General features: G+C 70.9%; 13 protein-coding genes. 7 read left to right on the top strand and 6 right to left on the bottom strand.

Annotated elements, in window-relative coordinates:
* Positions 1–251: 251 nt before the first annotated feature.
* On the bottom strand, positions 252–1,217 hold the full coding sequence (locus OWM54_RS38280; protein WP_267700574.1) for a ribokinase: 966 nt from the start codon (positions 1,215–1,217) through the stop codon (positions 252–254).
* A 446-nt stretch (positions 1,218–1,663) separates the two neighbouring features.
* Here OWM54_RS38280 and OWM54_RS38275 point away from each other — a divergent pair, with 446 nt between their 5' ends.
* The 5 genes from OWM54_RS38275 to OWM54_RS38255 are packed head-to-tail and all read left to right on the top strand — an operon-like array spanning position 1,664 to position 6,263.
* Positions 1,664–2,329 carry a TetR/AcrR family transcriptional regulator gene (locus OWM54_RS38275; protein WP_223747595.1) on the top strand — a complete coding sequence of 222 codons (666 nt, stop codon included), beginning with the start codon at positions 1,664–1,666 and terminating at the stop codon, positions 2,327–2,329.
* Positions 2,326–3,123 carry a CoA transferase subunit A gene (locus OWM54_RS38270; RefSeq protein WP_267700573.1) on the top strand — a complete coding sequence of 266 codons (798 nt, stop codon included), beginning with the start codon at positions 2,326–2,328 and terminating at the stop codon, positions 3,121–3,123. Before OWM54_RS38275 ends, OWM54_RS38270 begins: the two co-directional genes overlap by 4 nt.
* Positions 3,120–3,860 carry a CoA-transferase subunit beta gene (locus tag OWM54_RS38265; protein WP_267700572.1) on the top strand — a complete coding sequence of 247 codons (741 nt, stop codon included), beginning with the start codon at positions 3,120–3,122 and terminating at the stop codon, positions 3,858–3,860. The genes OWM54_RS38270 and OWM54_RS38265 overlap by 4 nt, the downstream gene beginning before the upstream one ends.
* Positions 3,861–3,906: 46 nt before the next feature.
* Positions 3,907–4,944: an alcohol dehydrogenase catalytic domain-containing protein gene (locus tag OWM54_RS38260; protein ID WP_046714462.1), complete on the top strand. Its 1,038-nt coding sequence runs from the start codon at positions 3,907–3,909 to the stop codon at positions 4,942–4,944.
* A 56-nt stretch (positions 4,945–5,000) separates the two neighbouring features.
* A complete protein-coding gene (locus OWM54_RS38255; protein ID WP_267700571.1) occupies positions 5,001–6,263 on the top strand; it encodes a hydroxymethylglutaryl-CoA synthase family protein in 1,263 nt (420 codons plus the stop codon).
* A 158-nt stretch (positions 6,264–6,421) separates the two neighbouring features.
* Here OWM54_RS38255 and OWM54_RS38250 read toward each other — a convergent pair whose 3' ends face one another.
* A complete protein-coding gene (locus OWM54_RS38250; RefSeq protein ID WP_267700570.1) occupies positions 6,422–6,703 on the bottom strand; it encodes an amidohydrolase family protein in 282 nt (93 codons plus the stop codon).
* Positions 6,704–6,738: 35 nt separating this feature from the next.
* Between OWM54_RS38250 and OWM54_RS38245 the strand changes: the two genes are divergently transcribed.
* Positions 6,739–7,722: an aldo/keto reductase gene (locus tag OWM54_RS38245; RefSeq protein ID WP_267700569.1), complete on the top strand. Its 984-nt coding sequence runs from the start codon at positions 6,739–6,741 to the stop codon at positions 7,720–7,722.
* Positions 7,723–7,728: 6 nt separating this feature from the next.
* Here the strand turns inward: OWM54_RS38245 and OWM54_RS38240 are convergent, their stop codons facing one another.
* From OWM54_RS38240 to OWM54_RS38230, 3 genes are read right to left on the bottom strand one after another with little or no spacing between them, the layout of a single operon-like run.
* A complete protein-coding gene (locus OWM54_RS38240) occupies positions 7,729–8,853 on the bottom strand; it encodes a hybrid sensor histidine kinase/response regulator (protein ID WP_223747589.1) in 1,125 nt (374 codons plus the stop codon).
* Positions 8,854–8,880: 27 nt separating this feature from the next.
* Positions 8,881–9,690, bottom strand: coding sequence for a CheR family methyltransferase (locus tag OWM54_RS38235; protein WP_223747588.1), 810 nt, complete (start codon positions 9,688–9,690; stop codon positions 8,881–8,883).
* 28 nt (positions 9,691–9,718) lie between these two features.
* The gene (locus OWM54_RS38230) at positions 9,719–13,195 is read right to left on the bottom strand and encodes a response regulator (RefSeq protein ID WP_267700568.1); all 3,477 of its coding nucleotides are present in this window, start codon (positions 13,193–13,195) and stop codon (positions 9,719–9,721) included.
* Positions 13,196–13,498: 303 nt separating this feature from the next.
* Here OWM54_RS38230 and OWM54_RS38225 point away from each other — a divergent pair, with 303 nt between their 5' ends.
* Positions 13,499–14,272: a hypothetical protein gene (locus OWM54_RS38225; RefSeq protein WP_223785129.1), complete on the top strand. Its 774-nt coding sequence runs from the start codon at positions 13,499–13,501 to the stop codon at positions 14,270–14,272.
* Positions 14,273–14,275: 3 nt separating this feature from the next.
* Here OWM54_RS38225 and OWM54_RS38220 read toward each other — a convergent pair whose 3' ends face one another.
* Positions 14,276–16,759, bottom strand: a complete 2,484-nt coding sequence (locus OWM54_RS38220; protein ID WP_267700567.1) for a WD40 repeat domain-containing protein — start codon at positions 16,757–16,759, stop codon at positions 14,276–14,278.
* Positions 16,760–16,809: the final 50 nt, after the last annotated feature.

Raw genomic sequence — 16,809 nt, 5'->3', positions numbered from 1 at the left:
GCGGCCGGAGAACCCTTTCGACGACCGCGTACTCATGACATAGCGTGGTCTCCCTCGACCGGGAGGCCGCGCATGGCAGACACGAACGAGGCGGACGAGTCGCTCGGCCTCGCCGCTCCAAGCCGCACGACGACATGAAGGTCGCCGACCCACGCCTGCTCGAGGAGCTGTCCCAGGCCCCGGGCTTCATCTGCATCCGAGCCCGTCGAGCGGCCTGAGCCAGAGACCCGCGACGGGCGCTGGCGCCTCCGTCACCACCGGGCCGACTCGCCCGACAGCGCCGACATGGCCAGACGCGCCATGAAGGACTCCACCTGCTCGCGGTTCGGCAGCCCCGACAGCGCCCCCAGCCGCATCGTGGCCAGGGCCGACGTGGCGTGCGCGAAGCGGGCCGCGTCGGATAAAGAGCGCCGCTCACCCAATGCCACACATAGGGCCGCGGAGAAGGCATCTCCCGCCCCCGTGGTATCCACCCAGTCCACGGGGAGGTTGGGCAGCCACAGCTCAGCCTCGGACCCGAGGAGCAGGTTGCCCTGCGGCGCGGCGACCACCGCGGAGCCGACGCCCCGCCGCAACAGGTTCTCCGCCGCCTGACGGGCGGACTCGCGGTCCACCACCTCGACGCCCGTCAGCACCTCCGCCTCCAGGTCATTGAGCCGGATGACATGGACCGCCTCGAGCAGCTCCTCGGGCAGCGCCGTGGGCGGCGCCGGGTCCAACACCACATGCGTCCCCGCGGCCCGCGCGACATGGACCGCCGCGACGACGACCTCGAGCGGGACCTCCAACTGCACCAGCAGGACATCCGCGCGGGAGATTCGCTCCTCGGCGGCGAGCACGTCGGGGACTCGCATCCGTCGGTTGGCCCCTTCCGCGGACAGGCTCTGCCGGTGCCCTGACTCATCCACCATCTCGAGCACGACGCCCGTGCTCGCGCCCGGGTCCCTCGTCACGGCGAGCGTGTCCACGCCCTCGCCCTCCAACTGCTCCAAAAGCCCGAGCCCCCGGGCATCCGCGCCCACCCGCCCCACCAGCGTCGCCCGGGCCCCCAGACGCGCGGCGGCCACGGAGGCGTTGGCGCCCTTTCCTCCCAGGCTCTCCAGGAACAGGTGCCCCTCCACGTTCTGCCCCTGCCTCGGGAGCCGAGGCCCCTGGACCAGGAAGTCCCTGCTGATTCCACCGACCACCAGGATGTCCGCCTGTCGACGCGCAGCCATGACCGTCGTCCCCCTCCCCACCCCACCGTCCGATGCCGCGACTCGCGCGCGAAGACGCCGAGCACGAAGCCTCATCAAGCTAGGCATCACCGGGACACGGCACGGCGGACGGCCACACGTGCCACCGTCGCGCCGGCCTCCCACATCGCGTGGACCCGACGGAAGGACCCAGGGGGCCGGAGCGCGACCCTCGAAGAGACAATCTTCGAGGTGGCGGCATCGCATTCCACGCCTCCGCTACGAACAGGGACTTCAAATGGACCCGCCGAACAGGGCCATCCACCTGCCCAGAAGCCCCAGCACTTCCCCAACCCCCTGAAACTCCTACGCGGGGCCCACGACCCCTGGCGCACGAGCGCGTTGACACCTCGCGTCGACCGGTGCTACCTACCGGTCGGTAGGTCGTGGCTTTTGAAAACTTTACAGTCCACCGTGACGAGGCACACGTGACGCATAGCGGACGGAAGCCGGATGAAGGCGAGCGCTACAAGGCCATCCTGGAGACGGCGGCGCGGCTCATCTGCGAGCGCGGCTACGAAGGCACCTCGATGCAGGAGATCGCCGCCGCGTGCCGGATGACGAAGGCGGGGCTCTACCACCACATCCAGAACAAGGAGCAGCTGCTCTTCGCCATCATGAACTACGGGATGGACCTGTTCGAGGAGCAGGTCCTCTCGCGCGTGCAGGACATCGCGGACCCGGTGGAGCGGCTGCGCGCGTGCATGCGCCACAACATCCTGCTGGTGACGCGCGGGTGGAGCAAGGAGGTCATCATCATCCTCCACGAGCACGCCACGCTCACCGGTGAGGCGCGCGCGTTCATCGACAGCCGCAAGAAGCGCTACGTCGACTTCCTGGAGGAGGCCTTCTCGCAGGCCGCGCAGCAGGGGCGCATCCGTCCCGTGGACCCGACCATCGGCGCGTTCTCGTTCCTGGGCATGGTGCTGTGGGTCTACAAGTGGTTCAAGCCCGACGGCCGTCTCTCGGATGAGCAGATCGCCGACGGCATGGTGGAGCTGCTCTTCCCGCCCATCGTCGCCGCCGCGGTGGATGGCCAGCCCGGGGTGTCCTCGCTGCGCATGGTGTCTCGCTCCGGAACGGAGGGGACGTGAAGACCGCGCGCTGGTGCTCGCTGGAAGACGCCGTCGCGTCCATCCCCGACGGCGCGTCGCTGGCCACGGGCGGCTTCATGCTCGGCCGCGCGCCCATGGCGCTGGTGATGGAGCTCATCGCCCAGGAGCGACGAGGGCTGCGCCTCATCTCGCTGCCCAACCCGCTGCCCGCCGAGCTGCTCGTCGCGGGCGGGTGTCTGGCCCACCTGGACATCGCCTTCGGCGCGCTCAGCCTGGAGGGCCGCGTGCGCCCCATGCCCTGCATCAAGCGGGGAATCGAACAGGGCACCCTGTCGTGGCGCGAGCATGACGGCTACCGCGTCGTCCAGCGCCTGCGCGCCGCCTCCATGGGCCTGCCCTTCATCCCCGCGCCGGACGCGGATGTGTCGGGGCTCGCGCAGGCGGAGCCGCCGCGCACCGTGGTGGACCCGTTCACCGGTGAGAGCGTCCCGGTGGAGCCCGCGTACTTCCCGGACGTGGCGCTCATCCACGCGCGCGCCGCGGACGAGCGCGGCAACCTGTACATGGAGGACCCCACCACGGACCTGCTCGTGGCGGGCGCCGCGCGCCGCGTGATTGCCACGGTGGAGGAGCGCGTGACCAGGCTGCCTCGCGCCACCATCCCCGGCTTCCAGGTGGACCGCATCGTCCTCGCTCCCGGCGGCGCATTGCCCACCGGCTGCGCGGGGCTGTATCCCCACGACGACGCGATGCTCGCGCGCTACCTGTCGCTCGCCGAGACGGGCCAGGAGGCGGAGTTCCTCGCCTCGCTGAAGACGCGGAGGGCGGCATGAGCGCGGCCCTGGACATCACCCCCGCGGAGACCGTGGTCTCCCTGCTCGCGCGACAGATTGACGACGGCGCCGTGGTGGCCACGGGCGTCGCCTCGCCGCTGGCCATCCTCGCCATCGCCGTGGCCCGCGCCACGCACGCGCCGGGCCTGACGTACCTGGCCTGCGTGGGCTCGCTGGACCCGGACATCTCCTCGCTGCTCCCCTCCTCCGAGGACCTGGGCTACCTGGAGGGGCGCTCGGCGGAGATCACCATCCCCGACCTGTTCGACCACGCGCGCCGGGGCCGGGTGGACACCGTCTTCTTCGGCGCCGCCGAGGTCGATGCCACCGGCAGCACCAACATGACGGCGAGCGGCAGCCTGGAGCGCCCGCGCACCAAGTTCCCCGGCGTGGCCGGCGCCGCGACGCTGCGCCAGTGGGTCCACCGCCCCGTGTTGCTGGTGCCGCGCCAGTCCCGCCGCAACCTGGTGCCCGAGGTGCAGGTGGCCACCACCCGGGACCCGCGCCGCGACGTGCGGCTCATCTCCGACCTGGGCGTCTTCGAGCTGGGCGCCTCCGGTGCAAGGCTGAAGGCGCGCCACCCGTGGGCCTCGACCGAGGACATCGCCGAGCGCACGGGCTTCGACTTCACGGTGGACGACTCGCTCACCATCACCCCGCTGCCGGACGCGCGCACCGTCGCCGCCATCCGCGCGTTGGACCCTCGCGGCCTGCGAGACCAGCTCGTCGGTCGCTGAATCCAGACATCCCTGTTTCGACTTTTGTGTCTCGCGGAGGTACGAGATGAAGGCCATTGTTCTGCGCAGTTTTGGTGAAGCCGGCAACTTGAAGCTGGAGGACGTCCCCGTGCCCGCACCGGGCAAGGGTGAGGTCTTGCTGCGGGTTCACGCTTGCGGGGTTTGTTATCACGATGTCATCAACCGTCGCGGCAACCTGCCTCGCACCCACGTGCCAGCGATTCTCGGCCACGAGGCCGCGGGTGAAGTCGTCGCGGTGGGGCCTGAGACACCGGGGTGGAAGACAGGCGACCGGGCGGCGACGCTCCAGCGGATGTCCTGTGGCACCTGCGCGCTGTGCCGCAGCGGGCGTAACAGTCTGTGCAAGACGGACAACCGCTTCTTCGGCGAGGAGCTGCCGGGCGGGTATTCCCAGTTCATGGTGGCGCCCGTCGCGGGACTGGGCCGCGTGCCGTCGTCGCTCCCCTGGACGGAGGCCGCCACGGTGTGCTGCACCACGGGCACGGCGGTGCACACCCTGCGCACGCGCGGTCGCATCCGTGCGGGTGAAACAGTGCTCATCACCGGGGCCAGCGGCGGCGTGGGAATGTCCGCGGTGCAATTGGCCAAGCTGGACGGAGCGCGAGTCATCGCCGTGACGTCTGGCGAAGCCAAGGTGCAGCCCTTGCGGGCCGCCGGCGCGGATGAGGTCATCCTGTCTCGGGGGCTGGATTTCGCGGCGGAGGTGCGCAAGCGGACGCAGGGCCAAGGTGTCGACCTCGCGGTGGAGATCGTCGGCAGCGCCACCTTCGACCAGACGCTCAAGGCCATGGCTCCCGGCGGCCGGCTCGTCGTGGTGGGCAATCTGGAGTCGGGGCTCGTGCAGGTGAATCCCGGGCTCATTATCGTCAAGGAGCTGGAGATCATCGGTGCGTATGCCACGAATCAGGCCGAGCTCGATGAAGCACTCCGGCTGACGGCGACGGGCGGGGTGCGCCAGTTCGTCACGGACACGGTTCCGCTGGCTGAAGCAGCGCGGGCGCATTTCCGACTGGAGAACCGCGAGGTGGCGGGCCGGTTGGTCTTGGTGCCACCAGAGGCGTGAGCAGAAGAATCCTGCAACCCCAGACATCGACGCTCGAGTTGGAAATGAGGAAGCCCATGCAGAGAAAAGTTGGAATCGAGGCCCTGGCGGTCGCGGTGCCCTCCCGGTACGTGGACATCGAGGACCTGGCGCGCGCCCGGAACGTGGACCCGGCGAAGTTCACCTCGGGGCTCGGCGCTCGGGAGATGGCCGTCACGGACCCGGGTGAGGACACGGTGGCGCTGGCCGCCACGGCGGCGGCGAGGCTCCTCCGGCAGCAGGGCGTGGACCCGTCGCGCGTGGGCATGCTCGTGGTGGGCACGGAGACGGGCATCGACCACTCCAAGCCTGTCGCGTCCCACGTCCAGGGGCTGCTGAAGCTGCCGCGGACGATGCGCACGTATGACACGCAGCACGCCTGTTACGGCGGCACCGCGGGGCTGATGGCCGCGACGGAGTGGATCGCCTCCGGCGCGGGTGCGGGCAAGGTCGCCATCGTGGTGTGCGCGGACATCGCCCGGTATGGCTTGAACACGGCGGGCGAGCCGACGCAGGGAGGCGGCGCGGTGGCGCTGCTGGTGTCCGAGCAGCCGGACCTGCTGGCCCTGGACGTGGGGCTCAACGGCACGTGCACCATGGATGTGTATGACTTCTGGCGGCCCATCGGCCGGCGGGAGGCCGTGGTGGACGGGCACTACTCCATCAGCTGCTACCTGGAGGCGCTGTCCGGCGCGTACCGGGGCTGGCGCGAGAAGGCGGTGGCGGCGGGGCTGGTGCGCTGGTCCGGCTCGCTGCCGGGTGAGCAGCTGGCGCGCATCGCGTACCACGTGCCCTTCTGCAAGATGGCGCGCAAGGCGCATACGCAGCTGCGGCTGTGTGATTTGGAGGACGCGAAGGACTCGAAGGCCGGGACGCCGGAGGCCCGCGAGGAGCTGGCGAAGTCGGCCGCGAGCTATGACGCGCAGGTGGCCTCGTCGCTGGGGCTCAACGCGCGCATCGGCAATGTGTATACGGCGTCGCTGTACCTGGCGCTCGCGGGGCTGCTGCACGGCGAGGGCGCGAAGCTCGCGAACCAGCGCATCGGGCTCTTGTCCTACGGCAGCGGCTGCATGGCGGAGTTCTTCTCCGGCGTCGTCGGGGAGAAGGCCGCCGAGCGCATGGCGCGCGCGGACCTGGACACCGTCCTGGCCCGGCGCGAGCGCGTGCCCATCGAGGAGTACGAGCGGCTGATGAAGCTGGGCTCGGATGCGCCCGAGACGAAGGCTCCGCCCCCGGGCGCGTTCCGCCTCACGGAGATTCGCGACCACAAGCGCCTGTACGCCGAGGGCGGCGCGGCCTGAGGCTCACGGCTCCGTCCCGCACTCAGCGGGACGAAGTGAGCCTGCGGACCCGCCACGGCTCCGCGCGGAGGACGAACGCGCGCGGGGCCACTTCACCCCGGGACGGAGGGCTGCGTCTCGCGCTCCATGGCAACGAGGGCGCGGGGAGCCCCTCCTGCTCAGGGCGTGAGTTCCTCCACACCGCCACTCACCCTCTTGCCCCGGTGCCACACGCCGACGATGCGGCGGGTGTCCAGGATGTCCGCCGCGGGGTGGCCCTCCACCAGCACGAAGTCCGCGCGCTTGCCGGCCGCCAGCGTCCCACGGTCATCGAGCTTCAAGAGCGCGGCCGCGTCCCGCGTACATCGCCTCGCGGCGCCGGGAAGTCCCTCGTGTGAAAACCAGCGCCGGGCCCCGCGCCACACGCTCGCGCCTTGACGGGCGGGGCCACGCCACGTCATCCACCTCCCCCGCCACCGAAGTCACAGGAGCCCGTATGACCCAGATGACCTACCGCCGCCTCGGCCGTTCCGGCCTCACCGTCTCCACGGTGGGCCTGGGCTGCAACAACTTCGGCCTGCGCATCGACGCGCAGGGCACGCGCGCCGTCGTGGACGCGGCGCTGGACGCCGGCATCACCTTGTTCGACACGTCGGACTCCTACGGCACGTCGGAGGAGCTGCTGGGCGAGGCGCTGGGCAAGCGCCGGGGCGACGTCATCCTCGCCACCAAGTTCGGCAGCGACCTGAAGGGAGACAACGGCGCGGACTGGGGCGCGCGCGGCTCGCGCCGCTACATCCGCCGCGCCATCGAGCGCTCCCTGCGGCGGCTGCGCACGGACTGGATCGACCTGTACCAACTGCACTGGCCCGACCCGGCGACGCCGCTCGAGGAGACGCTGAGCGCGCTCACCGAGCTCGTGCGCGAGGGCAAGGTCCGCTACATCGGCTCGTCGAACCTCAAGGGCTGGCAGGTGACGCAAGCCGAGTGGCTCTCCCGCACGCGCGGGATGGAGCGCTTCATCAGCGCCCAGAACGAGTACAGCCTCATCGGCCGGAGCGTGGAGGAGGACCTGGTCCCCGCGCTGCAGGAGCACGGCATCGGCCTGCTCCCCTACTTCCCGCTCGCCAGCGGCCTGCTCACCGGCAAGTACCAGCGCGGCGCGAAGGCGGGCGAGAACACGCGCGTGAAGCAGTGGAACATGGGCGGCCTGCTCGCCGACAAGGTCTTCGACGCCATCGAGAAGCTGGAGACCTTCGCGAAGGAGCGCTCCCTCTCCCTGCTCGACGTGGCCATGGGGGGACTGGCGGCCCGGCCCACCGTGGCCTCCGTCATCGCCGGCGCCACCTCCGCCGAGCAGGTGCGCGCCAACGCCAAGGCCGGCCTGTGGACGCCCAAGCCCGAGGACGCCGCCGCGCTCGAGGCGCTCCTGCCCAAGGGCCGCGGCATCAGCGTCAACGACGTGCTGCGCGGCGAATAGCCGCCGCTACAGCTTGATGACCTCGGTGCCCCGGCGCGGCAGGCTCACCCGGAACTCGGTGTAGGGGCTGGAGCCCGACTCCACCTCCACCGCGCCGTGGTGGGCCTGGATGATCTGCTGGACGATGTAGAGCCCCAGCCCCAGACCGCCGGTGCGCCCTCGTCGCTGGGCGCCGCCCCGGAACGGGTCGAACAGGTGCGGCTGGAGGTCCAGCGGAATGACGCCCAGGTTCCTCACCGAGAAGCGCACCGCATCCACGTCCGTCCCGTCCAGCCGCAGCTGCACCGGCTCGCTCGCGTCGCCGTGCTGGAGCGCGTTGCCGATGAGGTTCGACGCCACCTGCGCGAGCCGGTCCGAGTCCCAGTCCCCCACCAGGTCTCCCTGCTGGGACACCTCGATGGCGGGCCGCGTCGACGCCGACTGGTGCTCCTGCACCATGCGCAGCACCAGCGCGCCGAAGTCCGTCTCCCCACGTCGGAGCGGGATGCCCCCGGCGAGCCGCGCCCGCGCCAGGTCCAGCACGTCCTCGATCATGCGCCCCATGCGCTTGCCGCTCGACAGCATCCGGCCCGCGGTCTTCCGGACGCGCTCGTCCTCCGAGCGCCGCTGGAGCAGGTCCGCCGCCGTGAGCATGGCGCTCAAGGGGTTGCGCAAATCGTGGCCCAGCACCGCGGTGAACATCTCGTTGAGCCGCAGCGTCTCGGTCAGCTCGTCGAGCTGGCGGGCCAGCTGCTGCTTCTGCCGGTGGAGCTGGAAGAACACCTCCGCCTTGTTGCGCAGCACCAGCGGCTCCAGCGGCTTGTAGAGGAAGTCCACCGCGCCCGTGTCGTAGCCCTTGAAGAGGCGCCGCTTGTCGGTGGAGCCCGCCGTCACGAAGATGATGGGGATGTGCCGCGTGCGCGCCATGCCGCGCATCAGCTCCGCCAGCTCGAAGCCATCCATCTCCGGCATCTGCACGTCGAGGAACGCCAGCGCCACGTCGTCGTGCTCCAGCAGCAGCTCCAGCGCCTCGGCGCCCGAGCGCGCCTGGAGGACCTCCACGTCGTCGCGCTTGAGCAGCGCGTCCAGCGCGATGAGGTTCTCCTCCAGGTCATCCACGAGCAGGCACTTCACCGCGGGCGACGACTCCATGTGTTCCTTCCTGGGAGCAATCACCTGTCACCCCTTCTGGAAGATGCGGTCGTCCCGGGACACCACCGAGAACGCCGACTCGTGTTGGGAGAAGCGAATGGACTCGCGGGCACCCAGGCCCAGGAAGCCCTTGCGGCACAGGGAGTCCTTGAACAGCCCCAGCGCGCGCTCCTGCAGCTCGCGGTCGAAGTAGATGAGCACATTGCGACACGACAGGAACTGGACCTCGGCGAACACGCTGTCGGTCGCGAGGCTGTGGTCCGAGAAGACGACATGCTTCTTGAGCGAGCGGTCGAACACGGCGTTGCCGTACGCCGCCGTGTAGTAGTCCGACAGGGAGCTTCGCGCGCCGGACGCCACGTGGTTCTGGGTGAAGGTGGCGATGCGGTCCACCGGATACACCCCCGCCTCCGCCTTCTGGAGCGCGCCGGGGTTGATGTCCGTCGCGTAGATGAGCGTGCGCTCCAACAGGCCCTCCTCCTTCAGCAGGATGGCCAGCGAGTAGACCTCCTCGCCGGTGGAGCAGCCCGCGACCCACAGCTTCAGCGACGGATAGGTCCGCAGCATCGGCACCACGGACTCGCGCACCGCGCGGAAGTACGAGGGGTCGCGGAACATCTCGCTCACCTGCACGGTGAGGTAGTCCAGCAGCGCCGGGAAGACGAGCGGCTCGTGCAGCAGCCGATCCTGGAGCTGGGAGAGCGTCTTGCAGCCGAAGTTCTCCGCCGCAAGCACCAGCCGGCGCTGCAGCGACACGGTGGCGTAGCGACGGAAGTCGTAGTGGTACTTCAGATAGATGGCATCGAGCAGGAGCCTCAGCTCGATGTCCTGGGCCATGGAGTCCATGCGCGGAAGCAGGCCCGGCCTACGCCTTGGGCATCCAGACGCGGATGAGCGACAGCAGCTTCTCCACGTCCAGCGGCTTGGCGATGTAGTCGTTCGCGCCCGCCGCCAGGCACTTCTCCTGGTCGTCGCGCATGGCCTTCGCCGTGAGCGCGATGATGGGCAGCTTCTGCCACTCGGCGCGCTTGCGGATCTCGCGCATCGCGGTGATGCCATCCATCTCCGGCATCATGATGTCCATCAGCACCAGGTCCACGCCCTGCGTCGTCTGCGCCAGGCTGTCCGCCAGCCGCTCCAGGGCCTCGCGGCCGTTGCGGGCGATCTCCACCTTCGCGCCCCGGGGCTCCAGCACGCTGGAGAGCGCGAAGATGTTCCGCACGTCGTCCTCCACCACCAGGATGCGCCGTCCGTCCAGCGCCGCCTCCCTGTCGCGGGCGACCTGGAGCATCCGCTGCCGGTCCGGCGGCAGCTTCGACTCCACCTGGTGCAGGAACAGCGTCACCTCGTCCACCAGCCGCTCGGGCGAGCGCGCGCCCTTGATGATGATGGACTTGGAGTAGCGGCGCAGGCGCTGCTCCTCCTCGCGGGTGAGCGAGCGGCCCGTGTAGACGATGACGGGCGGGAACGACACGGTCTCCAGCTCCGCCATCTGCTCGAGCAGCTCGTAGCCGCTCAGGTCCGGCAGGTTCAGGTCCATCACCATGCAGCCGAAGGTGTTCTGCTGGAGCCGCTCCAGCGCCTCCGCCGCGGTGGCGACGCTGTCGATGCGCACGTCCTCGCTCTCCAGCAGCTTCTCGATGCTCTCGCGCTGGCGGGCGTCGTCCTCCACCACCAGCACGCGCTGCACGCCCGGCGACAGGCGCGTCTCCAGCTTGCGCACCGCCTCCATGAGCTGCTCGCGCCTGACGGGCTTGAGCGCGTAGCCCACCGCGCCGCGCTCCAGCGCCTCGCGCGAGGCGTCCGTGACGGAGATGACGTGCACGGGGATGTGCCGCGTCCTCGGGTCGCGCTTGAGGTGGTCCAGCACCATCAACCCGGACTGGTCCGGCAGGTTCATGTCCAGGAGGATGGCGCTCGGCTGGTATGCGACGGCCGCGTCGAAGGCCGCCCCGCCCCGGTCCGTGGCGACGCACAGGAAGCCCAGCTCCCGGGACAGGTCCCTCAGAATCTCCGCGAAGCGCACGTCGTCCTCGACCACCAGGATGAGGCGCGCGCCGGGCGTGTGCCGCTCGCGGTCATCCTCGATGGGCGCGCTCAGCCCCGAGACGCCGTCCGTCTCCGACGGGGCCGGCAGCTGGGCCACCGCGTTGGCCACCCACTGCGTGGACGAGGGCTCGGCGGATGCCGCGGGCCTGGCGCCCGTGCCCGACGTGGCGAGCACCACCGGCACCGTGACGGTGAAGGTGCTCCCCCGCCCCGCCTCGCTCACCACCATGACGTCGCCGCCCAACAGCCGCGCCAGGTCCCTGGAGATGGACAGCCCCAGCCCCGAGCCGCCGTACTTGCGGTGTGTGCTGCCGTCGGCCTGTCGGAAGGCCTCGAAGATGAGGCCCTGCAGGTGCGCGGGGATGCCGATGCCGGTGTCGCTCACCGCGAACGCCACCCGCCCCGGCCCCGCCGGCGACACGCGCAGCGACACCTCGCCCCGCTCGGTGAACTTCAGCGCGTTGGCGAGCAGGTTGCGCACCACCTGCCCCAGCCGCTGCGGGTCCGTCTCCAGCGACTCGGCGCACCCGGGGTCCACGCGCGTGGAGAAGCCAATCTTCTTCTCCTGGGCCAGCACCTGGAACGAGCGTCCCAGGCCCTCCACGAAGCGCGGCAGGCTGAAGACCTCGGGCACCACCTCCACCTTGCCCGCCTCGATTCTCGACAGGTCCAGGATGTCGTTGATGAGCGCGAGCAAATCATTGCCCGCGGAGCTGATGGTCTGCGCGAACTTCACCTGCTCCTCGGTGAGGTTGCCCGTCTTGTTGTCCGCCAGCAGCTTGGCCAGGATGAGCGAGCTGTTGAGCGGCGTGCGCAGCTCGTGGCTCATGTTCGCCAGGAACTCGGACTTGTAGCGGCTGGTGCGCTCCAGCTCCGTGGCCTTCTGCGTCAGCTCCGCCTGCGCCTTCGTGAGCGAGTCGCGCTGGCGCTCCAACAGGCGCGTCTGCGTCTCCAGCTGCACGTTGGTCTGCTCCAGCTCCGCCTGCTGCTGCTCCAGCCGGCCCTGCGAGTCGCGCAGCACGCGGCTCTGCTCCTCGATCTCCTCGTTGGACGCGCGCAGCTCCTCCTGCTGGGCCTGCAGCTCCTCGGACTGACGCCGCGTCTCCTCCAGCAGCTGCTCCAGGCGCGTGCGGTCATTGGCCGAGCGCACCGCCATGGCGATGGGCTCCGCCACCCGCTGGAGCAGCTCCAGGTCCGAGGGGTGCACCGCGTGCAGGAAGCCCAGCTCCACCACCGCGTTCACCTTGCCGTCCACCTGCGTGGGGAACACCACCAGGTGCCTCGGCCGCCCCTGCCCCAGGCTCGAGTTGATGGGCAGGTAGCCCTCCGGGACGTCCTTCACGTGGAAGGTGCGGTTCTCCTTCAGCGCCTGCCCCACCAGGCCCTCGCCGGGGCGCAGCCGCGAGTCCCCTGCTGGGAAGGAGGCGGGCAGCGCGTAGCCCGCGAAGCGGTGGAAGTGGTCCAGCCCGTCCGCCAGGTAGATGGCGCCCACGTGCGCATCCAGGTACGAGGCCAGGAACTGGAGCACCTGGTCGCCCAGCTGCTCCAGCCCCGGCCCCCCTTGCATCCGCGCGGCCAGCAGCGTCTGCCCCTGCTGCATCCAGCCCTGGATGGAGCGGGCGCGGTAGTCGCGGGACGTCATGTACGCGGAGATGCCCATCAGGGACAGCAGCACCGCGGCGCCCAGCCAGCTGATGACCAGCGACAGCGTCGCCGAGGCCTGGAACGCCGTCGTGCGGTCCGCGAGCAGCCGCCGCTCCTCGTTCTCCATCTGGTCCACGAGGACGCGGATGCGGTTCATCAGCTCGATGCCCTCGTTCGAGCGCACGCGCACGAGGGCTATCTCCCCCTGCCCACCCGTCTTCAAATCAATGGTGGCCTGCAGCTCGGCCAGCTTCGCCTCGACGAGCGGCCTCAAGGCGTCCACCCGCTGCACCTGCGCGGCGTTGTCGGACACGCTCTCGCGGATGCCCACGAGCTGCTCGGAGACGGCGCGGCTGGCGCTGGTGTAGGGCTCCAGGTACGTGCGGTCCCCCGTGAGCAGGAAGCCGCGCTGGCCCGTCTCCGCGTCCTTCAGCGTGGACAGGAGCGTCTTCATCCGCTCGACCACTTCCATCGTGTGGCGCACCAGCGCCGCCGCGTCCGCGTGGGACTCGAGCGAGCGGTACGACAGGATGGCGATGACGAAGATGGCGAGCGCCGCGACGATGAAGCCCGCCAGGGTGGCGGTGGGCAGCAGCGGGCCGAAGCGCGTGGCCCTCGAGCGCGAGCCGTCCGGGGCAGGCGGAGTCACGACTCACGCCCTCCACGCGAGGAGGACTGTCCCTCCTGGGAAACCATCCGACGGACCCGAGGTCCGCGCACACAGCACGGGAGAACACCTGTCATGGGAGAGCGCGTCCGGCAGCGGGGGACCACACGCGGAAGCCTCCCGTAACATGGCTCCGACGACGGCCCGCACCTCCGCCTCGCGCACGATGTCGGCTTTCGTACGTTGAGCGCGGACCTCGACCCGGAGTGCCGCCCTTTCGATGCTCGCGGTCCCGGTCCGCATCAGGGATCTCCCGCATCCGGACGGCTGGAATAGGCTGCGGGCATGCCGACGGACCTCACCCGCCTCCGAGTCTCGGGCTTCCGCTCCCTGCGGGAGGTCGAGCTGCGCCCAGGCGCCATCTGTGTCCTGGTGGACACCGAGGGGACGGCGACGCGCGACTTCGTCCACCTGTTCGAGCTGCTGCGGGCCCTGGCCGAGGGACAGCTCCAGCGGCACCTGAGGGAGGCAGGCGGCTCACCGGCCGCGCCCGGGGGGGAGTCCATCCGGTTGCAGCTGGGCCTGCGGACGGACGACTACGGCGTCGAGCTGCGGCGGACGGGCACGGACACGTGGCGGGTGTGCTGGGAGCTGGCGGACCTGCTCGTCGGGTTGTCCGCGCTGCTGGTGGACCCGGACCTGGACGCGCCTCGCGAGGAGTCCTCGCTGGCGGAGCTGGCCCCCCAGGAGCCGTCGAGAGATCCCCCCGCGGGCACGAGCACCGACGACCTGGAGCGCTGGTACGTGGGCAACGTCCTGGAGAGCGTGCTGTGGGAGATGCGGTGCTTCCTGCGGGGCGTGCGAGTGGAGGGCCGGACGCCCCAGGACGTGGGGACGCTGGTGCTCTTCCAGGCCCCCGACGCGGACCCGCCGCCCGCCGCCATCTGGGACACCGTCCAGCGCGTGCGAGAGACCTCGCGCCATGCCCAGGTGCTGCTGTGCACGGCGTCGGAGTCGCTGGCCGAGGCGTTCGACCCCCGGGAGGTCCTCCGCGTGACGACGCATGACGGGAGCTCGCGGCTCGAGCTCCCCCCGGACGCCTCGCTCAGGCCCCGGTGAGGCTCACGGCACGAAGCGCCACACCCGCACGGCCACGTCACCACCGCCCGTGGCGATGAGGTCCTCCGCGGAGCGCCACGACACGGCGGCGACGCCCCTCTCGTGGAAGCCGATGACTTCGGCGGGGCTCTCGAACCGGGCCGTGTCCCAGACCAGGACCTGTCCAGCCAGGGTCCCTCCCACGAAGCGGCGCCCGTCCGGACTCCACGTGAGCGACAGCGGCCAGACGGAGGTGGTCGCCGACATGACGAGGCTGCCCGTGGCGACCTCGCGCACGAACAGGCCGACGTTGTTGCCCAACACGAGCCGCGTCCCATCCGGGCTCAGCGCCGCGGCTCGGAACAGGTCCGCGCCATGCGCCGGGACGGTCGACACCTCGCGGGTGGTGGGGTTCCAGATGGACCAGCCCACGTCCACGAAGGTGGCGACCAGCTGGCCCTGGGGCGTCCACTGCAGCGACAGGACTCGCCGCTCGCCCTCCGGGAAGCGGAACACCTCCGCGCCCGTGCCGACACGGAAGACGCGGATGACACCCCGCTCGGTGGGCAGACCCGGCGAGCTCGCCGCCGTGGCCAGCAGGGTTCCATCCGGGCTCAGGCCGACGTGGTCGATGGCCAGCGTCGCCGGTGACTGGGTGATGGGGAGCTGCGCGAGCGTCCCGTCCGCCGCGTTCCAGAGATGCACGAGGCCGTCATCGCCTCCCGACACCAGTCGCGTTCCATCCGCGCTCCAGGCGAGCGCCCGCACCCGCTTCCCGCCGGGGCGGGTGAGCGTCCGCAACCACTCACCGCCGGGCCCCCACAGCTGGACCTTTCCCTCGCCCCCGCTGGACGCGAGCATCGCGCCCGTCGGACTCCACGCCACACTCTCCACCGACAGGTCGTGCGCGAGCAGCTCGCTTCGGACCACCGTCGCCTTGTCCAGCTCCAGGGTGAAGACATCGAGGACCGACGTGGGCAGGTCATCCACCACCGCGAAGCGAGGCTCGGTGGGATGGAAGCTCAGCGCGTCGTAGCCCGTGGCGGTGCCCGTCGGCGGCGTCTGGCTGGCATCCACGAGCACGGCGCCCGTGGCCGCGTCCAGCACGAACAGCTTGCGCATCGGGTCTCCCACCGCGAGCCAGCGCCCGTTCGCGCTCCACTCCACCAGCGTCGCCCGGCTCCAGTCGCCCTTGTACGTGGACTCCAGGAGGTAGCCCGCGGTGAGGTAGACCCGGACCTCGCCCTCGAAGCCCACCGCGAAGCGCGTCCCGTCCGGACTCCACGCGAAGCCGCCGGGGATCTCCAAGAGCTCCTCGAGCGTCCGCGTCCCCACGCCGTGGAACTCCACCCACTGCGAGAAGGCGCCGCCCCACCGGCCCGCCTCCATCGCGAGCCGTGAGCCATCCGGGCTCCACGTCAGCGCACGCACGCGGTCCACCGCCGTCAGGGGCGCGCCCTCGCGCTCACCGGTGGCGGCGTCCCAGACATGGACCTCCTTGCTCGCGTTCGTCGCCGTGGCCAGGCGCGCGCCATCCGGGCTCCACGCGAGCGCCTCCACGGCCCCGCCCTGGACGGCCCACGTGCGCAGCGTGGCGCCCGTCACCGCGTCCAGCAGGACCACGCGGCCCGTCGACAGCCCCGCGGCCAGCGTGTTGCCCTCCGGCTTCCACGCGAGCCCGACGAAGCGCGCGTCGGCCGGCGCGAAGATCATCCGCGTCACCGCGCCGCTCCGCGCGTCCCAGATGCGCAGCGGCCCGCCGCTCGAGGTCCCCTCCAACGCGGTGAGCCGCGTCCCGTCGGGGCTCCACTGCGGCGACCCGGGCAGGCGCGCGCCCGAGCGCTGCCAGGACAGCGTCGCGTCGGTCTCCGGCGCGAAGAGCGCGGTCACGAAGCGGTCGCCGTCGATGACCACCTCGCAGCTTCGCGCCGCGCCCTGGCAGGGCTTCATCTCCAGCAGGCGCCACCCCTCGGCGGGCTCGGCCTCCACCGTCATGCGCGTCCCGGTGGCGAAGCGCGCGTCACACGCCTCCGAGCAGTCGATTCCCACCGGAGTGCTCGTCACGCGCCCCTTCCCCACGACGCGGACCCGCAGCTCCCAGGTGCCCGCCGGCGAGGCGTCCCGGACGGTCAGCGCCACCGCGGCAGACCACTCGCCCGCGGTGCCATGGGAGTCCACCGCGCGGCAGCGGACCTGGAACGTCCCTTCCCGCTCGAAGGTCGCGACCACGCCGGACGTCGTGCCGCTCGGGACCTCCGGAGAGGTGACCAGGCTCGTCGTACCGCCCCAGTCGAAGACATACGTCACGGCGTCGCCATCCGGGTCGGACGCGGTGCAGCGCATGGGCGTCGGCGCGCCGGGCTCCACCACCACCGTGTCGAGCTGGAGCCGGGCCACCCCGGGGGCGCGGGAGGGATTGGGGGTGGGCGGCTGTCCACCGGAGGAACAGGCGCCGAGCCACGAGACCAGCAGCAGCACGACGCACAGGGACACGGGACGAGAAGTCATGGGCTCTCACTCGCGCGTCCCGGCCCCCCAGATGCGCGTTGCGCCCATCC

It is taken from the genome of Myxococcus sp. MISCRS1 (assembly GCF_026626605.1).
Taxonomy (GTDB): Bacteria; Myxococcota; Myxococcia; order Myxococcales; family Myxococcaceae; genus Myxococcus; species Myxococcus fulvus.
The sequence above is the reverse complement of the archived record's forward strand: the minus strand, read 5'-3'. Positions and strand labels throughout refer to the sequence as shown.